General features: G+C 64.0%; 23 protein-coding genes and 1 pseudogene. 9 read left to right on the forward strand and 15 right to left on the reverse strand.

What is annotated here, in order from left to right; translation table 11 throughout:
* On the forward strand, nucleotides 1-432 hold a 432-nt coding region (locus tag E1J50_RS18585; protein WP_132255323.1), incomplete at its 5' end, for an integrase core domain-containing protein.
* Nucleotides 433-568: 136 nt separating this feature from the next.
* Here the strand turns inward: E1J50_RS18585 and E1J50_RS18590 are convergent.
* On the reverse strand, nucleotides 569-1,570 hold the full coding sequence (locus E1J50_RS18590) for an SDR family oxidoreductase (protein WP_132255324.1): 1,002 nt from the start codon (nucleotides 1,568-1,570) through the stop codon (nucleotides 569-571).
* 297 nt (nucleotides 1,571-1,867) lie between these two features.
* Between E1J50_RS18590 and E1J50_RS27465 the strand changes: the two genes are divergently transcribed.
* Nucleotides 1,868-2,044, forward strand: coding sequence for a hypothetical protein (locus tag E1J50_RS27465; RefSeq protein ID WP_165937915.1), 177 nt, complete (start codon nucleotides 1,868-1,870; stop codon nucleotides 2,042-2,044).
* Between the two features lie 36 nt (nucleotides 2,045-2,080).
* Here the strand turns inward: E1J50_RS27465 and E1J50_RS18595 are convergent, their stop codons facing one another.
* A complete protein-coding gene (locus E1J50_RS18595; RefSeq protein ID WP_132255325.1) occupies nucleotides 2,081-2,284 on the reverse strand; it encodes a hypothetical protein in 204 nt (67 codons plus the stop codon).
* A 128-nt stretch (nucleotides 2,285-2,412) separates the two neighbouring features.
* Here E1J50_RS18595 and E1J50_RS18600 point away from each other — a divergent pair, with 128 nt between their 5' ends.
* The 4 genes from E1J50_RS18600 (at nucleotide 2,413) to E1J50_RS18615 (ending at nucleotide 6,156) form a co-directional block, all read left to right on the forward strand.
* Nucleotides 2,413-2,664, forward strand: coding sequence for a hypothetical protein (locus E1J50_RS18600; protein ID WP_132255326.1), 252 nt, complete (start codon nucleotides 2,413-2,415; stop codon nucleotides 2,662-2,664).
* Between the two features lie 411 nt (nucleotides 2,665-3,075).
* Nucleotides 3,076-3,828 (forward strand): hypothetical protein, encoded by a 753-nt coding sequence (locus tag E1J50_RS18605; protein WP_132255327.1) that lies wholly within the window; start codon nucleotides 3,076-3,078, stop codon nucleotides 3,826-3,828.
* Between the two features lie 366 nt (nucleotides 3,829-4,194).
* Nucleotides 4,195-5,259 (forward strand): lytic transglycosylase domain-containing protein, encoded by a 1,065-nt coding sequence (locus E1J50_RS18610; RefSeq protein WP_207919241.1) that lies wholly within the window; start codon nucleotides 4,195-4,197, stop codon nucleotides 5,257-5,259.
* A gap of 219 nt (nucleotides 5,260-5,478) precedes the next feature.
* Nucleotides 5,479-6,156 (forward strand): dienelactone hydrolase family protein, encoded by a 678-nt coding sequence (locus tag E1J50_RS18615; RefSeq protein ID WP_132255329.1) that lies wholly within the window; start codon nucleotides 5,479-5,481, stop codon nucleotides 6,154-6,156.
* 166 nt (nucleotides 6,157-6,322) lie between these two features.
* Here the strand turns inward: E1J50_RS18615 and E1J50_RS18620 are convergent, their stop codons facing one another.
* Nucleotides 6,323-7,141: an IS5 family transposase gene (locus E1J50_RS18620; RefSeq protein ID WP_132255330.1), complete on the reverse strand. Its 819-nt coding sequence runs from the start codon at nucleotides 7,139-7,141 to the stop codon at nucleotides 6,323-6,325.
* A 373-nt stretch (nucleotides 7,142-7,514) separates the two neighbouring features.
* On the opposite strand from E1J50_RS18620, the gene E1J50_RS18625 reads away from it, so the two are divergent.
* The gene (locus E1J50_RS18625) at nucleotides 7,515-8,051 is read left to right on the forward strand and encodes a hypothetical protein (RefSeq protein WP_132255331.1); all 537 of its coding nucleotides are present in this window, start codon (nucleotides 7,515-7,517) and stop codon (nucleotides 8,049-8,051) included.
* Between the two features lie 220 nt (nucleotides 8,052-8,271).
* On the opposite strand, the gene E1J50_RS18630 is transcribed toward E1J50_RS18625, so the two are convergent.
* From E1J50_RS18630 to E1J50_RS18645, 4 genes are all read right to left on the reverse strand, one after another.
* Nucleotides 8,272-8,466: a hypothetical protein gene (locus tag E1J50_RS18630; RefSeq protein ID WP_132255332.1), complete on the reverse strand. Its 195-nt coding sequence runs from the start codon at nucleotides 8,464-8,466 to the stop codon at nucleotides 8,272-8,274.
* A 29-nt stretch (nucleotides 8,467-8,495) separates the two neighbouring features.
* A complete protein-coding gene (locus E1J50_RS18635; protein ID WP_245516641.1) occupies nucleotides 8,496-8,645 on the reverse strand; it encodes a hypothetical protein in 150 nt (49 codons plus the stop codon).
* A 554-nt stretch (nucleotides 8,646-9,199) separates the two neighbouring features.
* Nucleotides 9,200-11,434 (reverse strand): xanthine dehydrogenase family protein molybdopterin-binding subunit, encoded by a 2,235-nt coding sequence (locus tag E1J50_RS18640; RefSeq protein WP_132255334.1) that lies wholly within the window; start codon nucleotides 11,432-11,434, stop codon nucleotides 9,200-9,202.
* A 13-nt stretch (nucleotides 11,435-11,447) separates the two neighbouring features.
* On the reverse strand, nucleotides 11,448-11,918 hold the full coding sequence (locus E1J50_RS18645) for a (2Fe-2S)-binding protein (protein WP_132255335.1): 471 nt from the start codon (nucleotides 11,916-11,918) through the stop codon (nucleotides 11,448-11,450).
* 143 nt (nucleotides 11,919-12,061) lie between these two features.
* Here E1J50_RS18645 and E1J50_RS18650 point away from each other — a divergent pair, with 143 nt between their 5' ends.
* Nucleotides 12,062-12,691: a hypothetical protein gene (locus E1J50_RS18650; protein ID WP_245516642.1), complete on the forward strand. Its 630-nt coding sequence runs from the start codon at nucleotides 12,062-12,064 to the stop codon at nucleotides 12,689-12,691.
* A gap of 438 nt (nucleotides 12,692-13,129) precedes the next feature.
* On the opposite strand, the gene E1J50_RS18655 is transcribed toward E1J50_RS18650, so the two are convergent.
* From E1J50_RS18655 to E1J50_RS18680, 6 genes are all read right to left on the reverse strand, one after another.
* Complete coding sequence (locus E1J50_RS18655) at nucleotides 13,130-16,249, reverse strand: bifunctional DNA primase/polymerase (RefSeq protein ID WP_132255336.1); 3,120 nt, start codon at nucleotides 16,247-16,249, stop codon at nucleotides 13,130-13,132.
* A gap of 61 nt (nucleotides 16,250-16,310) precedes the next feature.
* Complete coding sequence (locus E1J50_RS18660; protein ID WP_132255337.1) at nucleotides 16,311-16,517, reverse strand: helix-turn-helix transcriptional regulator; 207 nt, start codon at nucleotides 16,515-16,517, stop codon at nucleotides 16,311-16,313.
* Between the two features lie 697 nt (nucleotides 16,518-17,214).
* The gene (locus E1J50_RS18665) at nucleotides 17,215-17,856 is read right to left on the reverse strand and encodes a 3-oxoacid CoA-transferase subunit B (RefSeq protein ID WP_132255338.1); all 642 of its coding nucleotides are present in this window, start codon (nucleotides 17,854-17,856) and stop codon (nucleotides 17,215-17,217) included.
* Nucleotides 17,857-17,860: 4 nt separating this feature from the next.
* Nucleotides 17,861-18,508: a CoA transferase subunit A gene (locus E1J50_RS18670; RefSeq protein ID WP_132255339.1), complete on the reverse strand. Its 648-nt coding sequence runs from the start codon at nucleotides 18,506-18,508 to the stop codon at nucleotides 17,861-17,863.
* Nucleotides 18,509-18,556: 48 nt separating this feature from the next.
* Nucleotides 18,557-18,988, reverse strand: coding sequence for a phospholipase A2 family protein (locus tag E1J50_RS18675; protein WP_132255340.1), 432 nt, complete (start codon nucleotides 18,986-18,988; stop codon nucleotides 18,557-18,559).
* Nucleotides 18,989-19,114: 126 nt separating this feature from the next.
* Entirely contained in the window at nucleotides 19,115-19,552 is a 438-nt protein-coding gene (locus E1J50_RS18680) for a hypothetical protein (RefSeq protein ID WP_132255341.1), read from the reverse strand.
* A gap of 336 nt (nucleotides 19,553-19,888) precedes the next feature.
* Between E1J50_RS18680 and E1J50_RS18685 the strand changes: the two are divergent.
* Nucleotides 19,889-20,278: pseudogene (locus E1J50_RS18685) on the forward strand (transposase family protein); the annotation flags it as partial.
* Between the two features lie 256 nt (nucleotides 20,279-20,534).
* Here E1J50_RS18685 and E1J50_RS28165 read toward each other — a convergent pair.
* A complete protein-coding gene (locus E1J50_RS28165) occupies nucleotides 20,535-20,867 on the reverse strand; it encodes a hypothetical protein (RefSeq protein ID WP_245516643.1) in 333 nt (110 codons plus the stop codon).
* 103 nt (nucleotides 20,868-20,970) lie between these two features.
* A partial coding sequence (locus E1J50_RS18695) for a L,D-transpeptidase (protein WP_132255342.1) occupies nucleotides 20,971-21,162 on the reverse strand: 192 nt, incomplete at its 5' end.

Here is a 21,162-nt window from a genome sequence, read left to right on the forward strand (position 1 = left end):
GACGAGCACAGCCGGGCTTGCCTGGCGCTGAAAGTGGCGCGGCGCATCAACAGCGTGGGTGTGATCGAGGCGCTGGCCGACGCCATGTGCCTGCACGGCATCCCAGAGAACGTTCGCTGCGACAATGGCCCTGAGATGATCCCGAAGGCTCTGCGCAAGTGGGTCGCCAAGACAGGCTCGCAGATCCAGTACATCGCACCGGGCTCGCCGTGGGAGAACGGGTACTGTGAAAGCTTCAACGGCAAGCTGCGCGACGAGTGCCTGCGCCAGGAAATCTTCTACTCACTGAGGGAAGCGCAGATCGTGATCAGTCTCTGGCAGAACACATACAACCGCGTCCGGCCGCACTCATCCTTGGGCTACAGGCCGCCCGCGCCCGTCAGCTTCCCCGATCTGGCCTTCCGGCTACCCATGGCAGCGGCCAGGCAGTAGCCTCTCACTCGGCTCGGTCCAAAATACCGGTCAGGTCAGACATCGCACGCAGCATCGTCGAAGATCAGCGTATTGGGCTTGGCGCGGCCGCACCCTGAGCATCGTGGCCCTGCTACTCGCTGACCGGTCTGCTGCCTCAGGCTCGGCCTCTGCGGTGGGGTCTTCGCCGGAGCAGCATTGCAGCCGTGGCAACCAAACCGGCAGCAACACCAGCGGTCGCGAGCGGGTGGAGGGTCGCCCGCGTGTAGGCGCTGGTGCGCATGACGTAGACCGGGGGGTCACCACGTTCCTGACCGGCTACACGCGGCGTGTGCAAGGCGCCCTCAGGGTCCCTCGGGCGCTCAGAACGCTTCTGCAGGGCGATGATGGCCGGCGCGAGTTCGTCGTAAGCGCCGGGCGCGAACTCCTTGCCCATCACGAACAGCTTGCCAGCTCCGCCCACGAAGATGTCGCGCTGCGGGTGCACGGCGGCGTGCAGGATAGCGTTGGCGACCTCGTCTGGCGGGTAGATCGGCGGCGGCAGCGTCGGCTCGCGGTCCATGTAGTTGCGGGCGCGCTGCGGCAGCGGCGTGTCGATGGAGGTAGGCTTCACCAGCGTGACGGAGACCGGCGCCCCCTCGGCGATCAGCTCCATGCGCAAGGTGTCAGTGAAGCCCTTCACGGCGTGCTTAGAGGTGGCGTAGAGGCCCTGGAATGGGAAGGCGAGATCGGAGGCGACGCTGCCGACGTTGATCAACGCACCGCCGCGCTGGCGCAAGTGTTCGACAGCCACGAGCGATCCGTTCACGGTGCCCCAGAGATTGGTCTGGATCAGGCGCTCATGGTCTTCGTAGGCGATCTCGCGCAATGGGCCGTAGACGGTCAGGCCGGCGACGTTAACCCAAGTGTCGAAGCCGCCGAACGTCGCCACCGCCTTGTCAGCAATGGCCTGGACGTCCTCGCGACGCCCCACGTCCGCCACGACGTATGCGGCCCGGGGACCAAGTTCGGCAGCGAGGCCGACGAGGGTCTGCTCCCTTCGAGCGGCCAGCACCACCTGGGCGCCGCGCTCTACGGCCATGCGCGCGGTGGCCAAGCCGATGCCGCTCGACGCGCCGGTGATCACGATGACCTGCTCACGCAGTGGCTTGTGCTTCATGTCTGACCTACTCCCCGTGTCTCATCAAACCCGGAGCACCGGCGGAGCTACGCATGAAGAACCAATCCGTTGCGGGCTGCGCGGTTTTCGCGCGCAGGAGCCACGCTTTTCTCGCTCTGTGCGTGCACGCCCGCACTGACATCGTATCGACTGAGGCTGGCCCGCGAGATTGTGAGTTGACCTATCCACCTGGGCATCAGTCCCGCCGAGCGAGCGGTGAGCGACAAACACGTCAGTCAGGAACTTCGCCGGGCGCCCGCCAATTGCATCTGAAATGCTCAGATCCGGACTACCAGTATGAACAATGAGATCTTGATCATCGTACTCGCCGTGGCCACGCTGGCGCTCGTCATCGGCGCCGCACTCTGGATGCGCGGGCGCGTTGCGCAGTCTAAAGGCGACCCAAAGCGCTCCGCTTTCACCCAGCAGCACGGCGAAGCACCCCGCCCGAACCGGCCCGGCACCGAACACTAGGCTTCACCAATCGCATCGGCGGCGAGAGCGTGTTCCTCAGGGTCTCTGACGCTCAATCAGGTCCAAGATGAACAAGCCCAGCTGCCCAGCAGCCGAAGCCAGAGCGACGAACAGGGCGATCAGCAGGATCACTGGCGGATTGACCCTGTCGAGAACGCCAGACCCGATCAGGCCGACAACGGCTGCCAGCGTGAACCCCACCGTGCTGCTAAGCCAGACGCTGAACTGCTTGTCGCTCATGACCTCGGTTAAATCTGTACATTGAGCCCTTACGGCGCCGCCGCAGCCGCTGCACCGTTGAGAGATCAGGGGCGGGTTCTATCCTTCATCACTGGTGCATGGGCAATGCGGCACGTGAGGGCGGGGCGATGGCGTTTTTTCTTGGCATCGGTGGACCTTGGATCGTCCTGATGATCCTGGACCTGTTCTGGACCAAGCAGAGCCTGGAACTCTCGCACTCCGATCGGTCCCGTGGCTGGCAGCAGCGCCTGGAACGACTGCTGCAGAAACGAGAGGGGAGGCCGGTTCCGATCCAGGCACGGGAGCCGCTGCCGCGTAACGAGCGCGGCGACGCGCAGCTCTCACGATCAGATAGCTACCTCTTCCGCAAACCGGCTTAGGTGGTTTAAGCTCGCTCGCCAGAGCTCCTCTGCCTGCAACGAGGTCACGCGCTACGTTCAGCGTCGGTGGGCATCCGGTCTGAACGAAGCTGACTTCGCCGGCAGCATCCAGCGGCTCAGCGACACGCAGCCGCGCTGCCGGCAGCAAAGTCGAACTTTACACGCCGCCCGTTCCAACTCTCATACGCAAAACAATTGCGCCGTGCTCTGCCGATCGCAGCGCTGCTGGCAAAGATAATGCGGGATGTGTCGCGAAGGTCAGTCTCGCTCGCCTGTGACGACAAGGTGGCTCAGCCGGAGAGTGACGGCGAGGTCGCATTAGGCACGTCAGGAAAGTACCGGAACTGTGCCGAAGCGCATCCGTTAAGGCCAAGTCGGCTCGCAGCGGTGCAGGGCTGAGCGGGGGCGCCGATGCTGCTGAACCAGGCCAGCTTAGTTCGTCGTGGCTTGCTCGCCCTCACATCCACCTGCTTGGTGCTCGGCACAGTAGTGCACGTGCAGGCTGCTGATGAGGGCGGTCTGGGTGGTCTGTTCCAGCAGCTGTTCTCACCGCAGCCCGCGTCGCAGCCGGTGCCCGCGCCTGCCGCCCAGCCACCAGCCTACGACGGCGACGCCGCAGCAGGCTTTGGCTACGGCCGGCGCGAGTGGCGCCAATCCGCGCGCCGTCGTCAGTTGAAGGATGCACGCGCGCATGTTCGGCCGAAGGTGCGCTACGCGGCCCTGCCCAAGCCCGAGAAAGTGAAGGCAGCCGCGGAAAAGCCGAAGGCGTCCGAGGCTCAGGCGGCGCTGTGGCGATATGCTGGCAACCCGAATGCGGCTCTGATGCACGACAGCACCCTGCGCAAGGGTGACATCGTCATCACTACAAATGGCCCGAATGTGTTCACGGGCAAGGCCGAGGAGCGGCATGCAGCCGGCGACTTTGAGCCGGTGAGCCGCTCGTCGGCGGTGGACCGCAAGACCCGCAAGCTCCTGGCTGCAATGGTGGCGCCGCACGGTGCGCTGCCGGCCGACGAAGCCCGCAAAGCGATGGCGAAGCTCAGCCGCTCGTCAGAGCCGGCGACTGCGCCGGCAGCCGTGCAGGCGCAGGCCTCGGGCCTGCGGGTGGTGTACCCGGCTGCTGGTCAGCCTGCTGCCGTGAAGGTCAGCTTGCAGGAGCAGTGACCCCCAACCCGTGAGTGACCTGCCGCCGCAGCGGCAGGCCAGCGAGACACTCAGCCTACGTCGGAAATCTCCTCCGCAGCCTCAGCCCAGGTGTTTCACGAGGAAGCCTGATCTTTTCCTGCATCGCGTGCTCGGCGACGGCCGCCTTTGCCTGTTTGGACCGCTGGGCCAGGTAGCTCTCTGCCACCTCGGGCAGCCGGCCGGCGGGCTGTAGCGCTGGCGGTAGCTGAAGAGGTCGTGCCCGTGCATCGCGAGACGACCGTGGGCGAGGAGTACATGGCCACCAGTCGAAAGGCGCAGGTTGCTCGTCCGATGCAAAACGACGGATCGCGGCTGCCTTAAGATGCGTTACAGCCGCGCCTGAATATGCCGAAGCTGCTTCTCACGCCGGCGGCCGCTCTCAGCGCTGTCGCGGTTGCTGCACCTGCCTGCGCCGCGTCACCCGGAGCCGCCACAGAAACTGTCGAGCAGGCGCTCTGCCGCCTGATCGAGAGTTCGGCCAAAGCCCGCGGCCTGCCGGTGCCGTTCCTGACCCGGCTGATCTGGCGCGAGAGCACCTTCCGAGCAGGCGTCGTGAGCCCGGCAGGCGCGCAAGGTGTGGCGCAGTTCATGCCCGGCACGGCGCAGGAGCGCGGCTTACTCGACCCCTTCGACCCCGAACAAGCGATCCCGCATGCAGCTCACCTGCTGGCCGACCTGAAGCGCCGGTTCGGCAATCTCGGGCTCGCGGCCGCAGCCTATAACGGCGGAGCACAGCGCGTGACGAACTGGCTGGCGGGCAGCGGTGGCCTGCCGGCCGAGACCCGTGCCTATGTGCTCTCGATCACCGGCAGCCCGGCTGAGGACTGGCGCGGCAGCACGAGCAACGAGGCAAGCCCGCCAGAGGCCAAGCGCGTGAGTGAGCAGGACACGTTCCGCAAGCCCGCCGACGAGCCTCGGAAGGCCAAGCCTGCCGAGGCGGCGGCCAAAAGGCTGCACAATGCCACGCATAAGGCTAAGGCCGGAGAGACGCCGAGAACCGAGCAGAAGGTGACGCCCCAGACCTGCTTGCAGGTGACCGCGGCTCTGCGCATCCCGTCCCGCGCTGATCGCTTTGCCGAGCGCCCACCATCGCGCGATGACCATTACGCCCTTAGTCGCGGCCGCAGCCCTGGCGAGAAGCCGGCGCCACCGCCTTGGGGACCCTGGGGCATTCAGCTGGCCGCCAACTTCTCGAAAGCGCTTGCACTTCGCAGCTTCTCGCAGGCGCAGGCAACCTACGCCAAGGCCATCGGGCAGGCTCGTCCAATGGTCATCGGCACGCGACTGCGCAGCCGAGGGACGCAGGCGTTCTACCGTGTCCGCATCCCGGCTCAGAGCCGGGAGGACGCTGATGCGCTCTGCGGTAAGATCCGCACCGTCGGTGGTGCCTGCATCGTGCTGAAGACGTGAGCGTTTGATCTCACAGTTCGGCGAGAGCGTCGACAGCGTTGAGGCTCTGGCGGCCGCCATTCGTCGCCTGCAGGTGGCGAAGGTGTTGCCGCACTAGATCCGCTGGCAGGCGACAACGGCCTGCTTTGACCCAGCCCATCGCAACCGCGGCCAACGCCAATCGGCGAGCGCCTTCCTCAGCACTGGTGCTCGGCCGAGAGCGGGAACACAGATCTGGACATGCAGAACTTTACGAGTAGCGGGCGGCGGATCGAGGTGGAATGGTTCACTGCCTCCGGTGGCTCTGCAGAGAGGATGGCGAGATCTGCCGCCAGACCTGCCGTTCTGCTTCTGCACGGCGCAGACGGGCTGACGTTCGCCGATGGATACCGACTGGCCGCACGCACGATCGCAGGTTCGGGCTACCACGTCGCCTTCCCGCACTACCTCGACCGCACGGACGACAGGCGTGTCGCCTACTCGCGGCTGCGACAAGACTTTCCGCTCTGGGCCGCTACCGTGCGGGATGGAGTGAGCTGGCTGGCCCCACAGCCCAGTGTCGATGCGCGGAGGCTCGGGATCGTCGGGGTTTCGCTTGGGGCAGCGCTGGCGTTCGAGGTTGCTGCGTCCGATGCCCGGGTCAAAGCGATCGTGGACTACTTTGGCCCGCTCCCAGAGGGCCTGGCCGCCCGCCAGCCTCGGCTGCCGCCAACCCTGATCCTGCACGGCGCCTCGGATCCGATCGTTCCCATCGCGCAGGCGCACGCCATCGAGCGTCTCCTGAAGCAGCAGGGCACGCCCTACGAGATCCGGATCTACCCGGGGCAAGGGCACGGCTTCACGGGAATGGCGCAGTTTGATTCGGCAGCTCGGGTCGCCCGCTTCCTGGGTCAACACCTCGGACCCGATCAGGCCTGAGGCGGTCTTATCGGGATGGCTGCTCCCCGAAGCGCTCGGCAGAGGTCCGATCTCGCGCCACCTGCGCTCTATTATTTTTCCAGGTGTCCCAAATTAGTGAATGTCGATGCGAAGCGTGCGCTAGCGACCGCCCAAGGGTAGCCCTGACATTTTCTGAGAGCCCGTTTCATAAGGAACGTGCCAGCCGCCTGACGAGGATCATGGCGGCGGCGAAGATGAAGAAGGCGAGGGCTGAGGACGCGGTGGCCTCATGGTCAGGGGCGAGCCTTCGGAAGCGGCTGATCCAGCCGAAGGTCCGCTCGATCACCCAACGCCTGGGCTGAACGGCAAAGCCCTTCTGACCTTCCTCAGGCTGAACGATCTCGACGGTGATGGCGGTAGCCGAAGCGAGGCGCTCGCCCTGATAGGCGCGGTCAGCAAAGCAGTGGGCCAGGAACGGCCAGACCCCGCGCGAGGCGCGCAGCAGTGCGATGCCGCCGTGGCTGTCGTGCAGGTTGGCGGGCGAGACGGCGGCCACGAGGAGGCGGCCGTCGGTGTCGGTCAGGGCGTGGCGCTTGCTCCCCACCACGCGCTTGGCTGGATCGTAGCCTCGCTCGCCCGCAACACCGACGCCGCCCGAGCGCGCGGCCTGCGCATCGAGGATGGCGCCGGTCGGGCTGGCTTCGCGCCCAACCCGCTCGCGGTCCGCTATCGTGAGAGCATGGGCAAGGCGCTCGAACAGGCCTTCCTGTGACAGCCGCAGGAACCAACGATGCACCGTGGACCAGGGCGGAAAGTCCAGCGGCAGATGTCGCCAAGCGCAGCCGGTGCGCAGCACGTACAGGATGCCGTCGAGGATGGAACGCAGCGGCCAACGCCATGGGCGGCCGGTCGAGGCGGGGGTCGGCAGGAGCGGCGCACCGATGCCCCATTCGGCATCTCTCAGGCAGGTTGCGTAAGGCAGGCTCTCGCGCGAAAGCTCGGCGCGGGCGGCGGGCGTCCACATCGCGGCTCCTGGGTGAGCGTCAGACACTCTCTCAACGCCCGCAACGCCTGCCGCTCACTCAACCGCCAAGCTGGCCGACCCCTTCTGAAACGGGGTCTGAGAACCAACCGTGCGACCGCGTGTTAACTTGTAGGAACTACCTAGAAAAAGACCGCCCCTGAGGACGGCCCGAAGTCTAGGGAGGAATCGCCCAATGAGGGCTGCGACTCCGGAACGCCAATACCAGAGTCGCCGTGTGTCAACTTGACGAAGGTGACTGGGTTCCGAGGGTCAAGGTTGCCGGACAGGCTCGTCGCAAGGCGGGCCTGTTCTGCGTTCAGCATCATCGCCAGCGCCCAGCTTGAACGGGCAGTGGCTGAGAGCGTTTCGTGAGATGGCTGCCCCGTTTTGCACCATCGTGATCGCCTCTGGCACGTCTCAGGTCACCATCAAGGGGCAGACCGAGCGAGAGGCTGCACTTGCCGCGGAGGCGGTCTTGAGCAGGCTTGAAGGAAGCTGGCTTCGCATCACGATTCGAGTTGAATGCGGTGACCCAGCCACAGGGCGGCGAGTAGCGTTCTACCTTGGTGAAGTTGCCGCGGACTTCGAGGTTATTGCCGAGGTCGATTGCCAGCCGGATCAAGTCCGGGCTGCCGAGGTCGAAGTCGGTGGGATGACAGGGGCGCTCACAGGCAGCTTCTCGCCGTTCCACCGCAGGCTCGGCTCCGAGTTCGGCTTGAGGGTCGCTGTCAGCACTACGTGGCCGCATGCATCGCGGACAGAGGCAACAGCATGGCTGTCCTCGGCTGTATCGGTCTCAGGCAAACCGTTCAGCAGGCTCAATGCATGTCGCAGGATGTCGTTGGCGCTTGCGCAGCTTGCGCACTCCAAGCCATCGTCGTCCCAGACCCGCTGGGCACTCGTCTTCTGACCGCGCCGCACGCCCGCCTCCCTTGGTCCGGGCCGATCCACTCAGTCAGCCCGGTCCAAAGCCGGCCGGTCAGGTCAGGAGAGATCATGAGCGAGGCGTTGGCCAGCTGAAATCAGCTACTCGCTGCTCAGAAGCGTCCGGAGGGTCGGCTGACCCGCCCTCCCCCGGCTCCCGACCGAGCAGTCCTCTGGCTCCTGCCCTGGTCAGCGGGCCAACAGGCTCACCGCCGCCCTTTGCGCTTTGCTGTTTCATCAGCAGCGTCGCGCGCCAATCGGGCTGCCTTCAAGCGCGCAGTGTTCTCATCCGCTGCGCTGACGATCGGCTCCTTCAAAGCTTCTGGCTTGGCGCGATCCTGTGTCTTGGCAAACTCCGCTTCCGCCTGCTTCCGCTCCTTGCTGTGATCGTTGGCCATCATGCCTCCTCTAGGCCTCGTGAGCGCCCTCGTCAGCCGCCTGCCTGCTCGTCATCGGCCAGCTTCGTGAATTGCCGGGCCAGAGCGTCGACCTGATCGGTTGTTGCAACCACCCTCAGCACATGGCCGTCGTCGGCCTCAATCGTGAGTTCATAGCCGCTGGGTATTTCCGTGATCAGCACACGGACCAGCTTCTTCGGCTCAGACGTGGGGATCCGCCAGGAATGCGAGGGACATGTGCAGGATGGCTGGGTTCACGACATCGGGCAATCGGGAGGCTGATCCTGCCCTGGTTTGTAGCCATCCCTCTCCTGCATCTGTCGCTCAATGACAGCCAAGCCATCTCTCTGTTCCTCGGGCCAGAGAGCGTGACGATACGGCCGCCAAGGAAGAGACCTCCAGCTATCCACTCCAAGGGTTCAACCGCAACTCAACCCGAGCCATACTCAGGGCATGGCCACCCTTGAGCAAACGCTGGAGACCTTCGCCGACCTCCTCAGTGGCAACCAGTCCGCGAGCACTGGAGCGGTGGACGAGGCGATCTGGGCGGGCCTACCTGTCGGCCGTGCAGGGGCTGTACGCACAAACCGCCGCGCTCGATGAGCTCAGCCAGGCCGTCACCCGGCTGAACCCCTCCTCGCCGTGCATGCCGATCTTGACCGACACCATCGACTGGCATTGGCAGAGGCTGATTGGCTCGCCATCCTGATCGACAGAAGCTCCAGTGATCACACCATCAGGTTCCCTGAAGGGCTGCCTTCACCTTCGCGGGCGTGAATGGCACGGAGCGCACTCGTGTACCCGTCGCATCGAAGATCGCGTTGGAGATAGCCGCAGGCACAATCGCCGCGGAAGGCTCGCCCGCACCCCAGGGCTTCTCCGTCGGCCGATCGATGAGGTCGATGATCACCTCGGGTACGTCGGGGAAGGTCAGGATCGGATAGCTCGCCCAGTCCAAACTCGTCACCGCGCTGCGATTGAAGGTGACCTCTTCCATCAGCACACGGCTGACCGTCTGGATAACGTTGCCGTCGAGCTGGTTGCGTACGCCGTCCGGATTGATGATCTGCCCGCAATCCTGGACGACGAAGAACCGGGGCACGCGTACAGCGCCGGTCTGCCGGTTCACCTCAACCTCGGCTATACCCGCGACATAGGTCCGGTTGAGTTCGTAGCGCACGTAGGAGAGGCCGCGCCCACGCAAGACGTCGCCCCCACCTCGATCATCCTTGGCCGGAGAGGGGTGGGCCTCCCACTTGGCAATCTCAGCCGCGCGCTTCAGCACCTCGATGCCGCGGGGATCCTTCAGCGCTCTCAAGCGGTAAGCCAGCGGATCAGCCCCAGCCGCGGCGGCGCACTCGTCGAGGAAGGCCTCGTTGGCATACGTGTTCTGCATCCGCCCCGGCGTGCGGATCCAAGAGGGTCGGAACGGGGTCTCGGCCAGGCGATGGCAGACAGTGCGGACATTCGGAAAGGCGTACGGCAGTGCCGAGTTCTGGATGATGTTGCCCGGCGACATGGTCGTTTCATGCGGTAAGTCGGCTAGGGTAGCAGCCACCAGCGGCACGTTTCCCGCCGCGCCTTCTGGCAGGAGGAACTGCGAGTGCCACGCGAGCACGTTGCCGTCTTGGTCGAGCCCAGCCTTGAGGTCGATCAGCGTCGGTGGTCCCTTTGGATCCCAGCCGTGCTCGTCCGCTCGCGACCATTGCACGCGCACAGGGCGCCCAACCGCCCGAGCCACGAGCACAGCGTCGCCTGCTGCGTCCTCGTGTCCATTGCGCCCATAGCAGCCCGAGCCCTCAATGTAGATGCAGCGCACCGCCTCGGGAGCCATTCCGGTCATTGCGGCGAGCTGCTTGCGCAGAGCGTGCGTCATCTGCGAAGCGCTCCAGCAGGTCAGCTGGCCATTTTTGATCTCCGCCACGGCGCAGGAGGGACCGATTGAGCCGTGTGTATGAATGGCAAAGTCGTAGCTCGCCGACAGGGTTTTAGCCGCATTCGGCAAGGCAGCCTCGGGATCGCCGACACTGCTCGTCACATCGTCTTTGGTTACCTTGGTGGCGCGCACATGCTCCCAGAGATGGTCTTGCTCGGGCAAACCCTCCCAGGCTGACCACTGCGCCTTGAGAGCACGTGCTCCTTTGATCGCGGCCCATTCGCGCTCGGCCACCACCGCGAGGAAGTTGCCCTCCCGCACGACCTTGATCAGGCCAGGGATACCGGCGACTGACCCCTCGTCGACGCTCTCCAGGTTAGCGCCGATGGCCGGCGGGCGCACGACACGAGCGTGCACCATGCCGGGTATCCGGAAGTCCTGCATGTAGGTGAAGCGGCCCGTCACCTTCTCGGGAATGTCGATGCGCGCCACGGACTTGCCGACAAGCGCGAAGTGCGCCGCGTCCTTGGTTGTGACTTCCTTGTCCACCTTGGTTTCGAAGCGACCGCCCCGGATGAGGTCAGCGTAGTCGATGCCCGCTCCGCCCCCTTTCGGGCGAACAGTGCCGTTCTCGGTCACGAGGGTGTCTGGAGAGACGCCGAGGCGCTCCGCGGCAAGGGTGAGAAGGCGCGCCCGAGCCGTCGCTGCCGCCTGACGGATCTCGACGCCGCCTTTCTGGATAGAGAGGCTGCCGTATGTCGGACCCTGGTCCGGGGTCAGCGCCGTGTCGCCTTGAACGATGGTGACGCGGTCTATGGGAAGGTCGAGTTCCTCAGCCGCCATCTGCGCCAGCGCAGTCCTGACTCCCGTGCCGAGATCGACCTTGCCGGAATAGACCGTGGCGCGTCCCTCCGCATCAAGCGCCAGGAAGCTGTCGACTTGGTCGGGGGCGATGGACTTGCCCACGCTGGGTGTCGGAATGGGCGCCCCGCCCTGAGCTGTCACTCGGCCTCCTAAGCTGAAGCCGATGACAAGGGCGCCGCTGCCTTGCAGAAGGGTCCGACGAGAGAGGGCTGCGTGAGTCGTCGTGAACATTTGGGCCTCCCCCTCAGAGCGTCTCGGAGGCGCGCTTGACGGCACGCACGATGCGCAGATGCGTTCCGCAGCGGCACAGGTTGCCCACGAGCGCCTGTCGGATCTCATCCTCGCTGGGTTGCTTATTTTTGGAAAGCAGCGCGGCCGACTGCATGATCATGCCGTTGATGCAGTAGCCGCACTGGGCGGCCTGCTCCTCGATGAAGGCTTTCTGCACCGGGTGCGGCGCCTCGGGCGAGCCCAGCCCCTCGAGAGTGAGGATCTTCTGCCCGGGCTTGACGCTCGAAGTTGGCGTCACGCAGGAGCGCACTGCCTGCCCATCGATGTGAACAGTGCACGAGCCGCATTGGCCGAGCCCACAGCCGAAGCGGGGTCCGTGCAGGCCGAGATCGTCGCGCAGGACATAGAGGAGTGGCGTTTCCGGATCGTCGAGGGCTGCTGTTACGGCCCGGCCGTTCACGTCGAGGGATACTGATTGCGCCACAGCGCGCCTCCCTAGCCTGGAACTCTTCCTATCTGCCGCGATATACCCCGCTCGGACCCGTGACAACTCGGACCCGTAACACCTGTGTTCGGACCTCAGGCCAGAGCTCCGCATGTGGCGGAGGCATGTTCCGGAGAACTTCCATGCCATCCACGAAGCGAACCAGCCTCTGCCTTTTTGTGCTTGCAGGCTTGGCTCTTACTCACGGTCCCACCGGCGCTGCAGAACCTCGGCACCCCACCGCCGAAGCGAGCTCCGACGTGACGCAGGGCTGGCCGGAAGCGTCGCGAACTGCAGCAGAGGCCATGCGCGCGAAGTACGGGGCACCTCAGGAGGCGACCGCAACCATGCTGATCTGGCGTGACAACGCGCCCTGGGCACGAACGATCGTGCATAAGACCGGGGCGGAGCACGACTTCCCCGCCCAGCACCGCGACGTGTTGGAGCAAACGATTGTCTACAAGGTGCCGCTCAACCTCTACAACGCCATTGCGACCTACAATGGCAGCGTCATTCCCGACCGCACACGAGGCACGATCACGTCCTTCGGTGACAATGAGGTCACCAACATTCTGTCCATCAACTTGGCCGTGGGCATCGTGCGAGGCCAGATGAGCGCCGAGCAGGCACGCAAGGCTCATGTTGCAGCGGCGCTTGACCTCGCGGCGGGCAAAACACCTGAGGCAGCGCGGGCGCTCACACTTCAGCCGCAGCAGGGCGACCTTACCGATCCGGACACGGGCATGATCCTGCCAGAGAAAGCCAAGCCGTAGTCGGACAAGTGCAAATCAGGCCGCGTGCCGCTCAGACGCTCGCTAGTAAACATCACGCTCACCAACCTGCATCGCCGGTGACCGCGCCGCCAATTTTCCTTCTTTGCTGACGCGCAGGCGATCTAACTGACTGAGCTAGCTCAGACTACTGGTGCAAACCCGCTAACGGCCGATCATCGCAGCAACTGATGAAACGTCGGACGCACTTCTCTCGACCGTGGGCATCGCATGAAGCAGCCGTGCCATCATGCCCCTATTCCTTCGTCAAGGTGCGCCTGCAAGCGCCAAAGACGCGCGAGAAAACAGAACCTCCCGCCAGAACATTAGACCGCCATTTGTTTAACGGTGCGCAGCGTTCGGCCGGGCCGGTTCCGACCACCCCCGTCTAAATCCTCGGTTCGCTATAATAGATACTTATAACGAACCGAGGATTTAGAATCAGCCAACCGCCCCCCGGGCTGCGCAGCCCGGCACGTCGTCGTTGGAGGCTGGCTGTGACGGCCGCACTGGCGGCTCCTGGTCCCGCGCTGCAGCAAGTACCGGCATTGGGGGCTCGAACAGCGTCAACTCCCCGAGCAGCGCAGTCAGCGCGAACCGGGTGGTGCTGGGCGTATGAATTGAGAGACACCGGGAAGCGCGTCCCTGCGGGTGAGAGGCCCTTTTGAAGCGGTACATCTGCGCCTTGAGGCCGAAGTTTGCGATGAACCCGTCTTCATCTTTGTCGGTGCGTCTGAACCGCATGAGCGGCTTCGCGTCTCGAGCTTTGAGGAGTCTCTCGATATCCATGCTGGCCTCCTTCTTGGTTGACCAGAGATCGGGGCGTTCAGACACCAACCAGTCCGGCACAAGAGGAAGCACACCAGGCAGGCGAGAAGCCGCTCGATCGATTCGGCTCCGCTGTTCAACGAGCGAGCGCCAGGGCTCCAAGCGGTCAACCGTCACGTCAACTGGGAGATCAGTGAGTAGGTACACCGCCGCCTGCTGCGACCGGTGTAGGAGACGCAGCCGGTCGATTGCTTGGACAACTTCTGCTTCACGTAGTTGTTCGACTAGCGCCTGAACCGTCTCGTCTGGGTGCACTTGTGCGAGCGTGCCGTTCTGCGACCCGTCAGCCAGCCGGTAGCCACGCGGCACCTGCGGGAAGTTGCCCCCTTTAAGGAAGGTCATTGGAAGGTCGCGGTCATAGAAAAACCCGCGCGCCATGCGCTCAACATCTTCCACTCGAGGCTGCATGCGCCCGCAAACCACTACGACGTCACAGTCCTTGAACTCGTCACGTCCCCGTAGGTCGCCGAAGTGCGTAGCCGACCACCCGTCGGGCAAAGAGAACCGGCGCTCATGGCCCTCCCATAGAACATCCTTGTACGTGACCAAGAGGCCGCGCCTGTCCTTCCCGACTCTCTCCAGGAAGGCGCGGAGATCCGAAAGGTATTTTCCCGCTTTGGCTCCGGTCGTCATTGCGGCTTTGCCGGCCTGAAGGCCATAAGTTTGCGTGACGATAGCGTTCCTTCTGGCTGCGATTTTTTCGAATCGAAGATCCGGCCACAGGCTGCGGAGGAGTGCTTCGTTCGCCGTCGCATCTAGAAGCAAGATCGGAGTTTCTTTCCTGAGCTTCACATCGCTTCTGTATTGAATATAGAATATCTCCATTTCAACGATAGTCTCCGTGCCATCAATATGAGCTCGCGTCATTTTCTTTGCGGCATAAATGGAATGCGTCTCCTCGCGCTCGCAACTCAGCTCATCTGCCAATCTTCGAAATGCCAGTGCAGCCCTATTGCGCTTAGGCAAGCGATCAAGAGCCGCAAGAGCCCGATTTTCACTCATATCCGGAGTGACCTGCGCTTCGACCTCAGGCTCAATCGCTTGAGCAGCTGCAACGAGGGCCTTCTTCGTAACTCCAATATTGCGTAAGACAGATTTCGGTGACAAACCGGCGCGAAGGGCATCAATTACAATCCTCATGATTGCAGTCTGGCTGGCAGCTTCGCGAAGTAGATCTTCCGCAGAGGCAGCTTGCGAGCACCTGACAAGCTTTTGCATAAACGCTTCATCGATCACGACCATGTCGGGTTTACCGAAGCGCTCACCGAGCGTCTGCAGCATATACTCATGCGACATGAAATTTATCTCGACAGGATTCTCAAATTGCTCATAGTACGGGCAGCCAGACCGGTAGGGGCAACGCAAGTACTCATCATCTTTGGTTCTTAGTTCGCAGCACGCAGCCGCGACATTACCGACCCCGCACTCAACCGCAGCGCGGACGAATGAAGGGCGAAGGCAAAGCGGGGCCCTTTCTGCGTCCTCATGAAGGCGCCCACGCACCGCTACGCATGTGCCTCCTAAGGCGCGATACTTAGCTGCCAGCTCCTCCGCCAAGCTCACAGTAGGTGTGAGATACCAGACGTGGTCCGGGCCGATCGGCTTCTCACGGTTCCACTGCCTGATAGCCGCGAGAACTGAGGTGCTCTTGCCGATACCCGCCGCGCCGGCGATGGCGAGTTTTCCTCTGTGCTCAATCCAGCCTGCAACGAGATCGCGAACACGCTTGCCGGCCTGCTCAGCGCTCAGTTCATCTGCCCCGAAATGCGGTGGCACGTCATCGATCAACACGCGCTGCGTGCGGTTGGTAGCCGCTTGAGTGTTACGCTCCTCGGTGTTGCGCAGAGCACTTCGGACCTTTGATACAAACTCCTTGTCATTTTTCGCCCAAGGCCGGCCTGTCTTCGCTCGCACACGTTGCCGGTGGTCCGGATGCAGGCCGTAGAAGAAGAGGTCCCAGGCGTCATCGAGCATTGCGCTAATGTCATTGCTAGTCCTGCGGCACGCGGCTTTCCAGGCGCACTTCAATGCGTGGACGTCGCGCCGGCCAATGACGTAGCCGAACTCGTCGAACTCGGGCTCTTGAGCCTCGCTCGACAAAATCGGCAGGACATCTCTGCAGCCTGCCAGGAACCGGTCTACGGCAACTTGTGTCACCTCCGGCAGGGCGGAGACCGGCGTGTCCAATGGACTAAGGTTTGGCCAGACATACGGCTTCTGGGTTCGAGGATGGATCCCGAATGCGGCGATTTGATTGCCCGTTGAGAGCACCTCAATTGGATGCGGCTTGGCGGCTCTTACCGGCCCCGAAGGCCGATAAATCAGCATTCGCTTCGGCGCCATTCCGATACGCACGAGCGGCGTATCCCCGAGGTGCTTGCGTGCCAAACCCTCGATCAGATCGGCCTGTGCGCCATCGAGGATGTCAATGTCGATACCAATTACCGCTGATCCACATGCCAGTCCGATACCTGCTGCGGGATTGTTGCGCGCCCAATCCTCAGCGGCCGCTTTCGAGGCAGGCTGCTGACAGAAGCGTTGCCACTCAGCAATGACTGGCCGCTTGTCGCCTGTGGCGAGCGGAATAACCGAGTAGCCATTCGCCAGAACTTTACGTCCGAAACAAGCAAATGTTCGGCCTTCTTCCCCCAGCCATTTTTCGATACACTCCGGGTTGTCAGCAAACTTTAGCGCCGCGGTCTTATGATCTGCGGCGCCATTCTTTTCAATCATCGGTCAGCCCCTTGCGCTTTTCTTGATCGACTTTGTTGTGACTGAACTTCGATGGAAGTTGTCAGCAGCGCGCCTCCACCCAGGCGAGAAGATCGGAGCGCTTGTAGCGAATGAGCCGTTCGCTCAGCCGCACAAACCTGGGTCCGCTATCGGCAAGACGCAGCTTTTTCAGCCAGACTTCCGAGACTCCGAGCAGTCGTGCCGCATCGTTAGGCCTAAGGAGATCATCAGGGTTCGCAGCTGTGTTGTGATTGATGTCGTTAATCATTGCAGCCTCGTTGATGCGAGGCGCGGCACGGCAGTAGCCTGCCACGCCCCGCCGGATGAGTGGTGGAATCGTGACAGCGGCTCACTCTCTCGCGTCAGCGGCTTACTGGGAGATCAAGCCCGGCGCCTCGTCGGAGGTAACGGCATCAGGGATGATGCGCGGAAGGTTTGAGCCCTTCAGCTCCCTGGCAGCCATATCTGCGCATCACTAGAATCGGCCCTCCGGTCTGATGAGCTTGCGCTCCTATGGGCCAAATTTTTCTATTCCAGCGATGCACCTAGCCCGGGTTCGCGAACCGGCCTGGGTCAACCTTCTAAAGCCCAGCGCCTTCGTGTCAGGGGCTACGATAGATCGATCTGGGAACGGTAAAAAGCGAAAATACCCCTGCGTTAAGGATCTGGAGCAGATTTCTCTTGGTGTCCGACGCGGGGCGGCGGCGCCGGAGCTAATTTCCGGAGCGACTCCATCGAGCTCGGCAGTAGGTGCAGCGGATAGTAAGCGGTGCTCCGAGCCAAGGCGTAACACTCGACGGCAAGGTCGGAGAGCGCCACAAGCAAATCTTGGCTCCCGGCCGGAAAGCGGACCTTCAGCTTTGCGCCCATTTCAGCCGTTCAGTCGCCCCTTACGGCTCCTCTGAAGCGGCCATTCACGATGCTCGCACTTGCGGCAGTCGCGTCTAGACCAGGGCGCGTTCCGGTCAGGCAGCGCCAGGCTCGGGCACAACGAGTTCGGCCTCGGTGGAGGCCAGCACCTCCTCGACGCTTACGCCCTCCGCCCTTTCGATGAGCGTTGCTTGTCCCTCCGGGAAGGCGATGACCCCCAGCTCTGTCACGACAAGGTCGACGGAACGCGCTGAGGTGAGCGGCAGCGAGCATTCGCGGACGATCTTCGGCCGGCCCTTTGCGGTGTGCTGCATGGCCACGATCACGCGCTTGGCTCCGGTCACCAAATCCATCGCGCCACCCATGCCCGGAACCATCTTCCCGGGTACCATCCAGTTCGCGAGGTGCCCCTCCTGATCGACCTGCAGGCCGCCGAGCACCGTCAGGTCGAGATGCCCGCCCCGGATGAGCCCGAACGACATCGCGCTGTCAAAGGCTGACGCCCCGGGCAGCGCCGTCACCGGCTTTCCGCCGGCATCGGTCAGCCAGCGTAGGGCCATGCCTTGCTCGGGAACCGGGCCGGTGCCGATTAGCCCGTTCTCCGACTGGAAGAACACGTGCATGCCGGCCGGGACATAGTTGGCGACGAGCGTCGGGATGCCGATGCCGAGGTTCACCAGCATACCGTCGCGGAGCTCGTGGGCGATGCGGCGGGCGATGACGATCTGCGGGTCCATCGGGTCAGCACCTCGCGATGACGTAATCGACGAGGGGAGCCGGCGTGACCACGTGGTCGGGCCCGATCACGCCGACCGGGACGATGTGCTCCACGCAGACCATGACCGTGCGCGCCGCCATGGCGATGAGCGGATTGAAGTTGCGCCCGGTCAACGCATAGGTGAGGTTGCCGAGATAGTCGCAGAGGAAGGCCTGGACGAGAGCGAAGTCGGCCTGGAGCGCTGTCTCCAGCAGGTACTCCCGGCCCTCGACCTCGATCGTCCGCTTTCCGTTCTCGACGACCGTGCCGATGCCGGTGGGAGTGAGGACGCCGCCCAGGCCGCAGCCGCCGGCGCGGATGCGCTCCACCAGCGTCCCTTGGGGCACCAGCTCGACCTGAAGAGTGCCTTCCATCATCTGCTTCTGGGTCTCCGGATTGAGACCAATATGGCTCGCGACCACCCGCCGGAGCACTTTGGCCGTCACCAGCTTGCCGATGCCGACGCCGGGCGAGGCGGTGTCATTGGCGATGACCGTCAGCTCGCGCCGCCCCTGCCGGACGAGTTCATCCATCAGCTGCTCCGGAGTCCCCACTCCCATGAAGCCGCCGACCATCAGCGTGGCCCCATTGGGGATCGAAGACACCGCCTCGTCGAGCGCGATCATCTTCATGTCGAACCTGGGTCCCTCTTCAGTCCGAGCGCGCCCCTCGGCGACGCCCTAGTACGCGTAGGAGGCGGGACGGTATGGGCCGGGCGGCTGCCATCCATGTCGCCCGGATGCCGGAAGCCGCGTCATAACTACAGGAGCACTCGGGTCGAACGGCAAAAGGGCAGCGCCGGCGGACATGAAGCCTGCCAGCGCGCGCAAGTCGTCCGGCTGGCGTGGGTCGCGCGAGATCAACTCTGTCTCGCGCTGGAACCGCAGGTTGCAGGCTCGCGAGGGCAGGCGCCCGAGCGGAGCGCAGGCGTCATGCCGGGCGCAGGCGAGATCGAGCGCATCAACCGGCGGCAGCGGCGCGTTGTTGCCCATGCCGCAATAGTTGCCGTGAATGAGCGCTGTGGGCTGGCGGACGTAACCTGTCGATTGCGCCAGCGCCGGCGAGGTCAGGCAAGCCGCAACCATGAGGGGAAGTACGATCTTGAGGGTCATGGCGTGAGACCTCGCAGTCCAAGTGCGCGGACCCTGGAGTGCGTGCGGCCGCCCGGATCCTCAGCGACTCAGGGCTTCGCGCACGATGACGTCGGTGTGCTCGGGGCCTCGCACGTTGGGCTGCCGTCAATAGGGGCGGCAGAAACCGGAGTACGCGTCGTAGTAGCGATAGGGCCCACAGCCGCCGTATGTCGCGCCGTAGCCAATAGCGGCACCGACTGCAGCCGCACCTAAGCCATAGCCATAGGGACGATACCCATAGCCGTATCCGTAGCGGCCATAGCCGTAACGTCCGTAGCGACCGTACCCGTAGCCGTAGCGTCCAACACGGCCGTATCCATCGCGGAATCCGCCGGCCACACCGCCGCGATAGCCGCGGAAGCCGCCTGCCCGCACGCCATGGAACCCACCTCCGCGGAAACCGCCGCCTCGAAAGCCGCCTCCATGGAAGCCGCCACCGCCGCGGAAACCGCCACCTCCGCCGCGAAAGCCACGTGCATCTGCTATCACGCTGGTCAGGACCAGGGCGGCAAAGGCCGCGACCCCAATGAGCAAGGTCTTCACGGGCTAAATCTCTCAACGGCGGATATGGTTATGCGGCGAGCCTCTCCAGCTCCAATCGAGGGTGGACAGCCCCCACAACTTCAACTTCTGCGGCCGTTGTACGGTAACGCTGAGCTGAGCAGGCCGCTTGATCAAAAAGGACGCGTAGGGAAGTTTGGCGAGGCTTCTGCAGAATATCAACGATCCAGCAGCGTGGGTCCTACGCAGCACAAATGCGCTAAGATGCAGGCCCGCAACTCGCCGAAGAGAGCCGATGGTTCATCGCCGAGTTTGGTGGATCGAAGAGCATGACAGCTGGGGCCTGCGCGTGGTCGGTTCGGCCTCGCAGATCGGGGTATGACCCTGCTCTTTCCTTTACCCGGCTGCCGCCTTGTCCGTATCGCGCGGGACGGCCCCGCCGCCCTCACCATCGTCGCCGAAGCGAAGCACGGCCACGCCTGCTGCCCGACGTGCCGGGCGGTCAGCACGTCGGTCCATAGCCAGTATTGGCGACGGCCCGCCGATCTGCCGTCCAGCGGCAAGGCCGTCAAAATGCAACTGGCGGCCCGGCGCTTCTACTGCCGCGACCCGGCCTGCCCTCGTCGAGCCTTTGCCGAGCGCTTCCCCAAGCTGCTGACCCGCCACGCCCAGCGCACCCGCCGGCTGGCTGAGGCGCAGGCCCGGACCGGTCTCGCACTCGGCGGACGCCCGCCGCGGTCTCGCGCCGCTGCCAGCGCCACACCGGCGGACGGCTGACGCCCACTCGCGCTGGGGCCACGTCCTGGACGCTCAGGCGCTCGGCCGAGAGCAGGACGATGCGGGCACGCTGGGTGTGTTCGAGCGGGCGCGACCGGTCGTCGGCGATCGCAGCGAGCCGGGCCATGTCGGCCGCATCGGGGAGCCGGCACACCGCCTGAGCCATCGCCCAGCCTCGCACTCAGGGTAGATGGACCGGCTCCATCACCCGTGAGGTGGCGCACCGTTGCGTCGAGATCGCGACGCGTCAGTTGGCACCGAAGGCTGCCAACCCGGCGAGCCCACGCAAGTAGGCTTGGCCATTCTCGTTGCTTCGTGAGCTCAACCCTGCGGCCAGCTTCTCGAGCTGGGTCTGGAGAATCCCGATACTCGCTGGGGACAGGTTGGCTGGGAGCAGGACGACCACATCGCCCTCATCGAGGCTGATCGTCTCTCGGGTTGCTGGAGCATCGGCCATGTGACCCTCCATCTGACGGTCTTGATCGCTCTGCCCGAGGATAAGGTCTCCTAAACCATAGGCCTTGGCGGTGCTTCGGCGCACGCGCTGCTTTTGCGACGATCGGCTCTCACCAAAGTTCACGAAGGGCCACAAGGCGCAGATGACGACGGAGAGCGGCGTGTCGGCCGCGTGCGATGCGATTGAGGCGCTCTGTCCGATCGCAGCATGATGCCCGGGCTGGGTCTTAGCGCACGAGCACTCGAGCACCGACGGGCACGCGGTTGTACAGATCGACCACATCGATGTTGCGCAGACGGATGCAACCCGAAGACACGGCTTGGCCAATCTTCTCGGGCTCGGTGGTGCCGTGGATCCGATAGAGCGTATCGCGGCCGTGGTCCGATAGGTAGAGCGCGCGGGCGCCGAGGGGGTTTGC

This window comes from Methylobacterium segetis (assembly GCF_004348265.1).
Classification (GTDB): Bacteria; Pseudomonadota; Alphaproteobacteria; order Rhizobiales; family Beijerinckiaceae; genus Methylobacterium; species Methylobacterium segetis.

Excerpts from the sequence above, each read along its gene's own strand:
- E1J50_RS18650 (WP_245516642.1), top strand. The coding sequence starts at position 12,062 with ATGCCATCCACGAAGCGAACCAGCCTCTGCCTTTTTGTGCTTGCAGGC.
- E1J50_RS18625 (WP_132255331.1), top strand. The coding sequence starts at position 7,515 with ATGGCTGCCCCGTTTTGCACCATCGTGATCGCCTCTGGCACGTCTCAG.
- E1J50_RS18610 (WP_207919241.1), top strand. The coding sequence starts at position 4,195 with ATGCCGAAGCTGCTTCTCACGCCGGCGGCCGCTCTCAGCGCTGTCGCG.
- E1J50_RS18675 (WP_132255340.1), bottom strand. The coding sequence starts at position 18,988 with ATGACCCTCAAGATCGTACTTCCCCTCATGGTTGCGGCTTGCCTGACC.
- E1J50_RS18595 (WP_132255325.1), bottom strand. The coding sequence starts at position 2,284 with ATGAGCGACAAGCAGTTCAGCGTCTGGCTTAGCAGCACGGTGGGGTTC.
- E1J50_RS18670 (WP_132255339.1), bottom strand. The coding sequence starts at position 18,508 with ATGAAGATGATCGCGCTCGACGAGGCGGTGTCTTCGATCCCCAATGGG.
- E1J50_RS27465 (WP_165937915.1), top strand. The coding sequence starts at position 1,868 with ATGAACAATGAGATCTTGATCATCGTACTCGCCGTGGCCACGCTGGCG.
- E1J50_RS18665 (WP_132255338.1), bottom strand. The coding sequence starts at position 17,856 with ATGGACCCGCAGATCGTCATCGCCCGCCGCATCGCCCACGAGCTCCGC.
- E1J50_RS18620 (WP_132255330.1), bottom strand. The coding sequence starts at position 7,141 with ATGTGGACGCCCGCCGCCCGCGCCGAGCTTTCGCGCGAGAGCCTGCCT.
- E1J50_RS18615 (WP_132255329.1), top strand. The coding sequence starts at position 5,479 with ATGCAGAACTTTACGAGTAGCGGGCGGCGGATCGAGGTGGAATGGTTC.
- E1J50_RS18630 (WP_132255332.1), bottom strand. The coding sequence starts at position 8,466 with ATGATGGCCAACGATCACAGCAAGGAGCGGAAGCAGGCGGAAGCGGAG.
- E1J50_RS18590 (WP_132255324.1), bottom strand. The coding sequence starts at position 1,570 with ATGAAGCACAAGCCACTGCGTGAGCAGGTCATCGTGATCACCGGCGCG.
- E1J50_RS18640 (WP_132255334.1), bottom strand. The coding sequence starts at position 11,434 with ATGTTCACGACGACTCACGCAGCCCTCTCTCGTCGGACCCTTCTGCAA.
- E1J50_RS18605 (WP_132255327.1), top strand. The coding sequence starts at position 3,076 with ATGCTGCTGAACCAGGCCAGCTTAGTTCGTCGTGGCTTGCTCGCCCTC.
- E1J50_RS18655 (WP_132255336.1), bottom strand. The coding sequence starts at position 16,249 with ATGATTGAAAAGAATGGCGCCGCAGATCATAAGACCGCGGCGCTAAAG.
- E1J50_RS18600 (WP_132255326.1), top strand. The coding sequence starts at position 2,413 with ATGGCGTTTTTTCTTGGCATCGGTGGACCTTGGATCGTCCTGATGATC.
- E1J50_RS18660 (WP_132255337.1), bottom strand. The coding sequence starts at position 16,517 with ATGATTAACGACATCAATCACAACACAGCTGCGAACCCTGATGATCTC.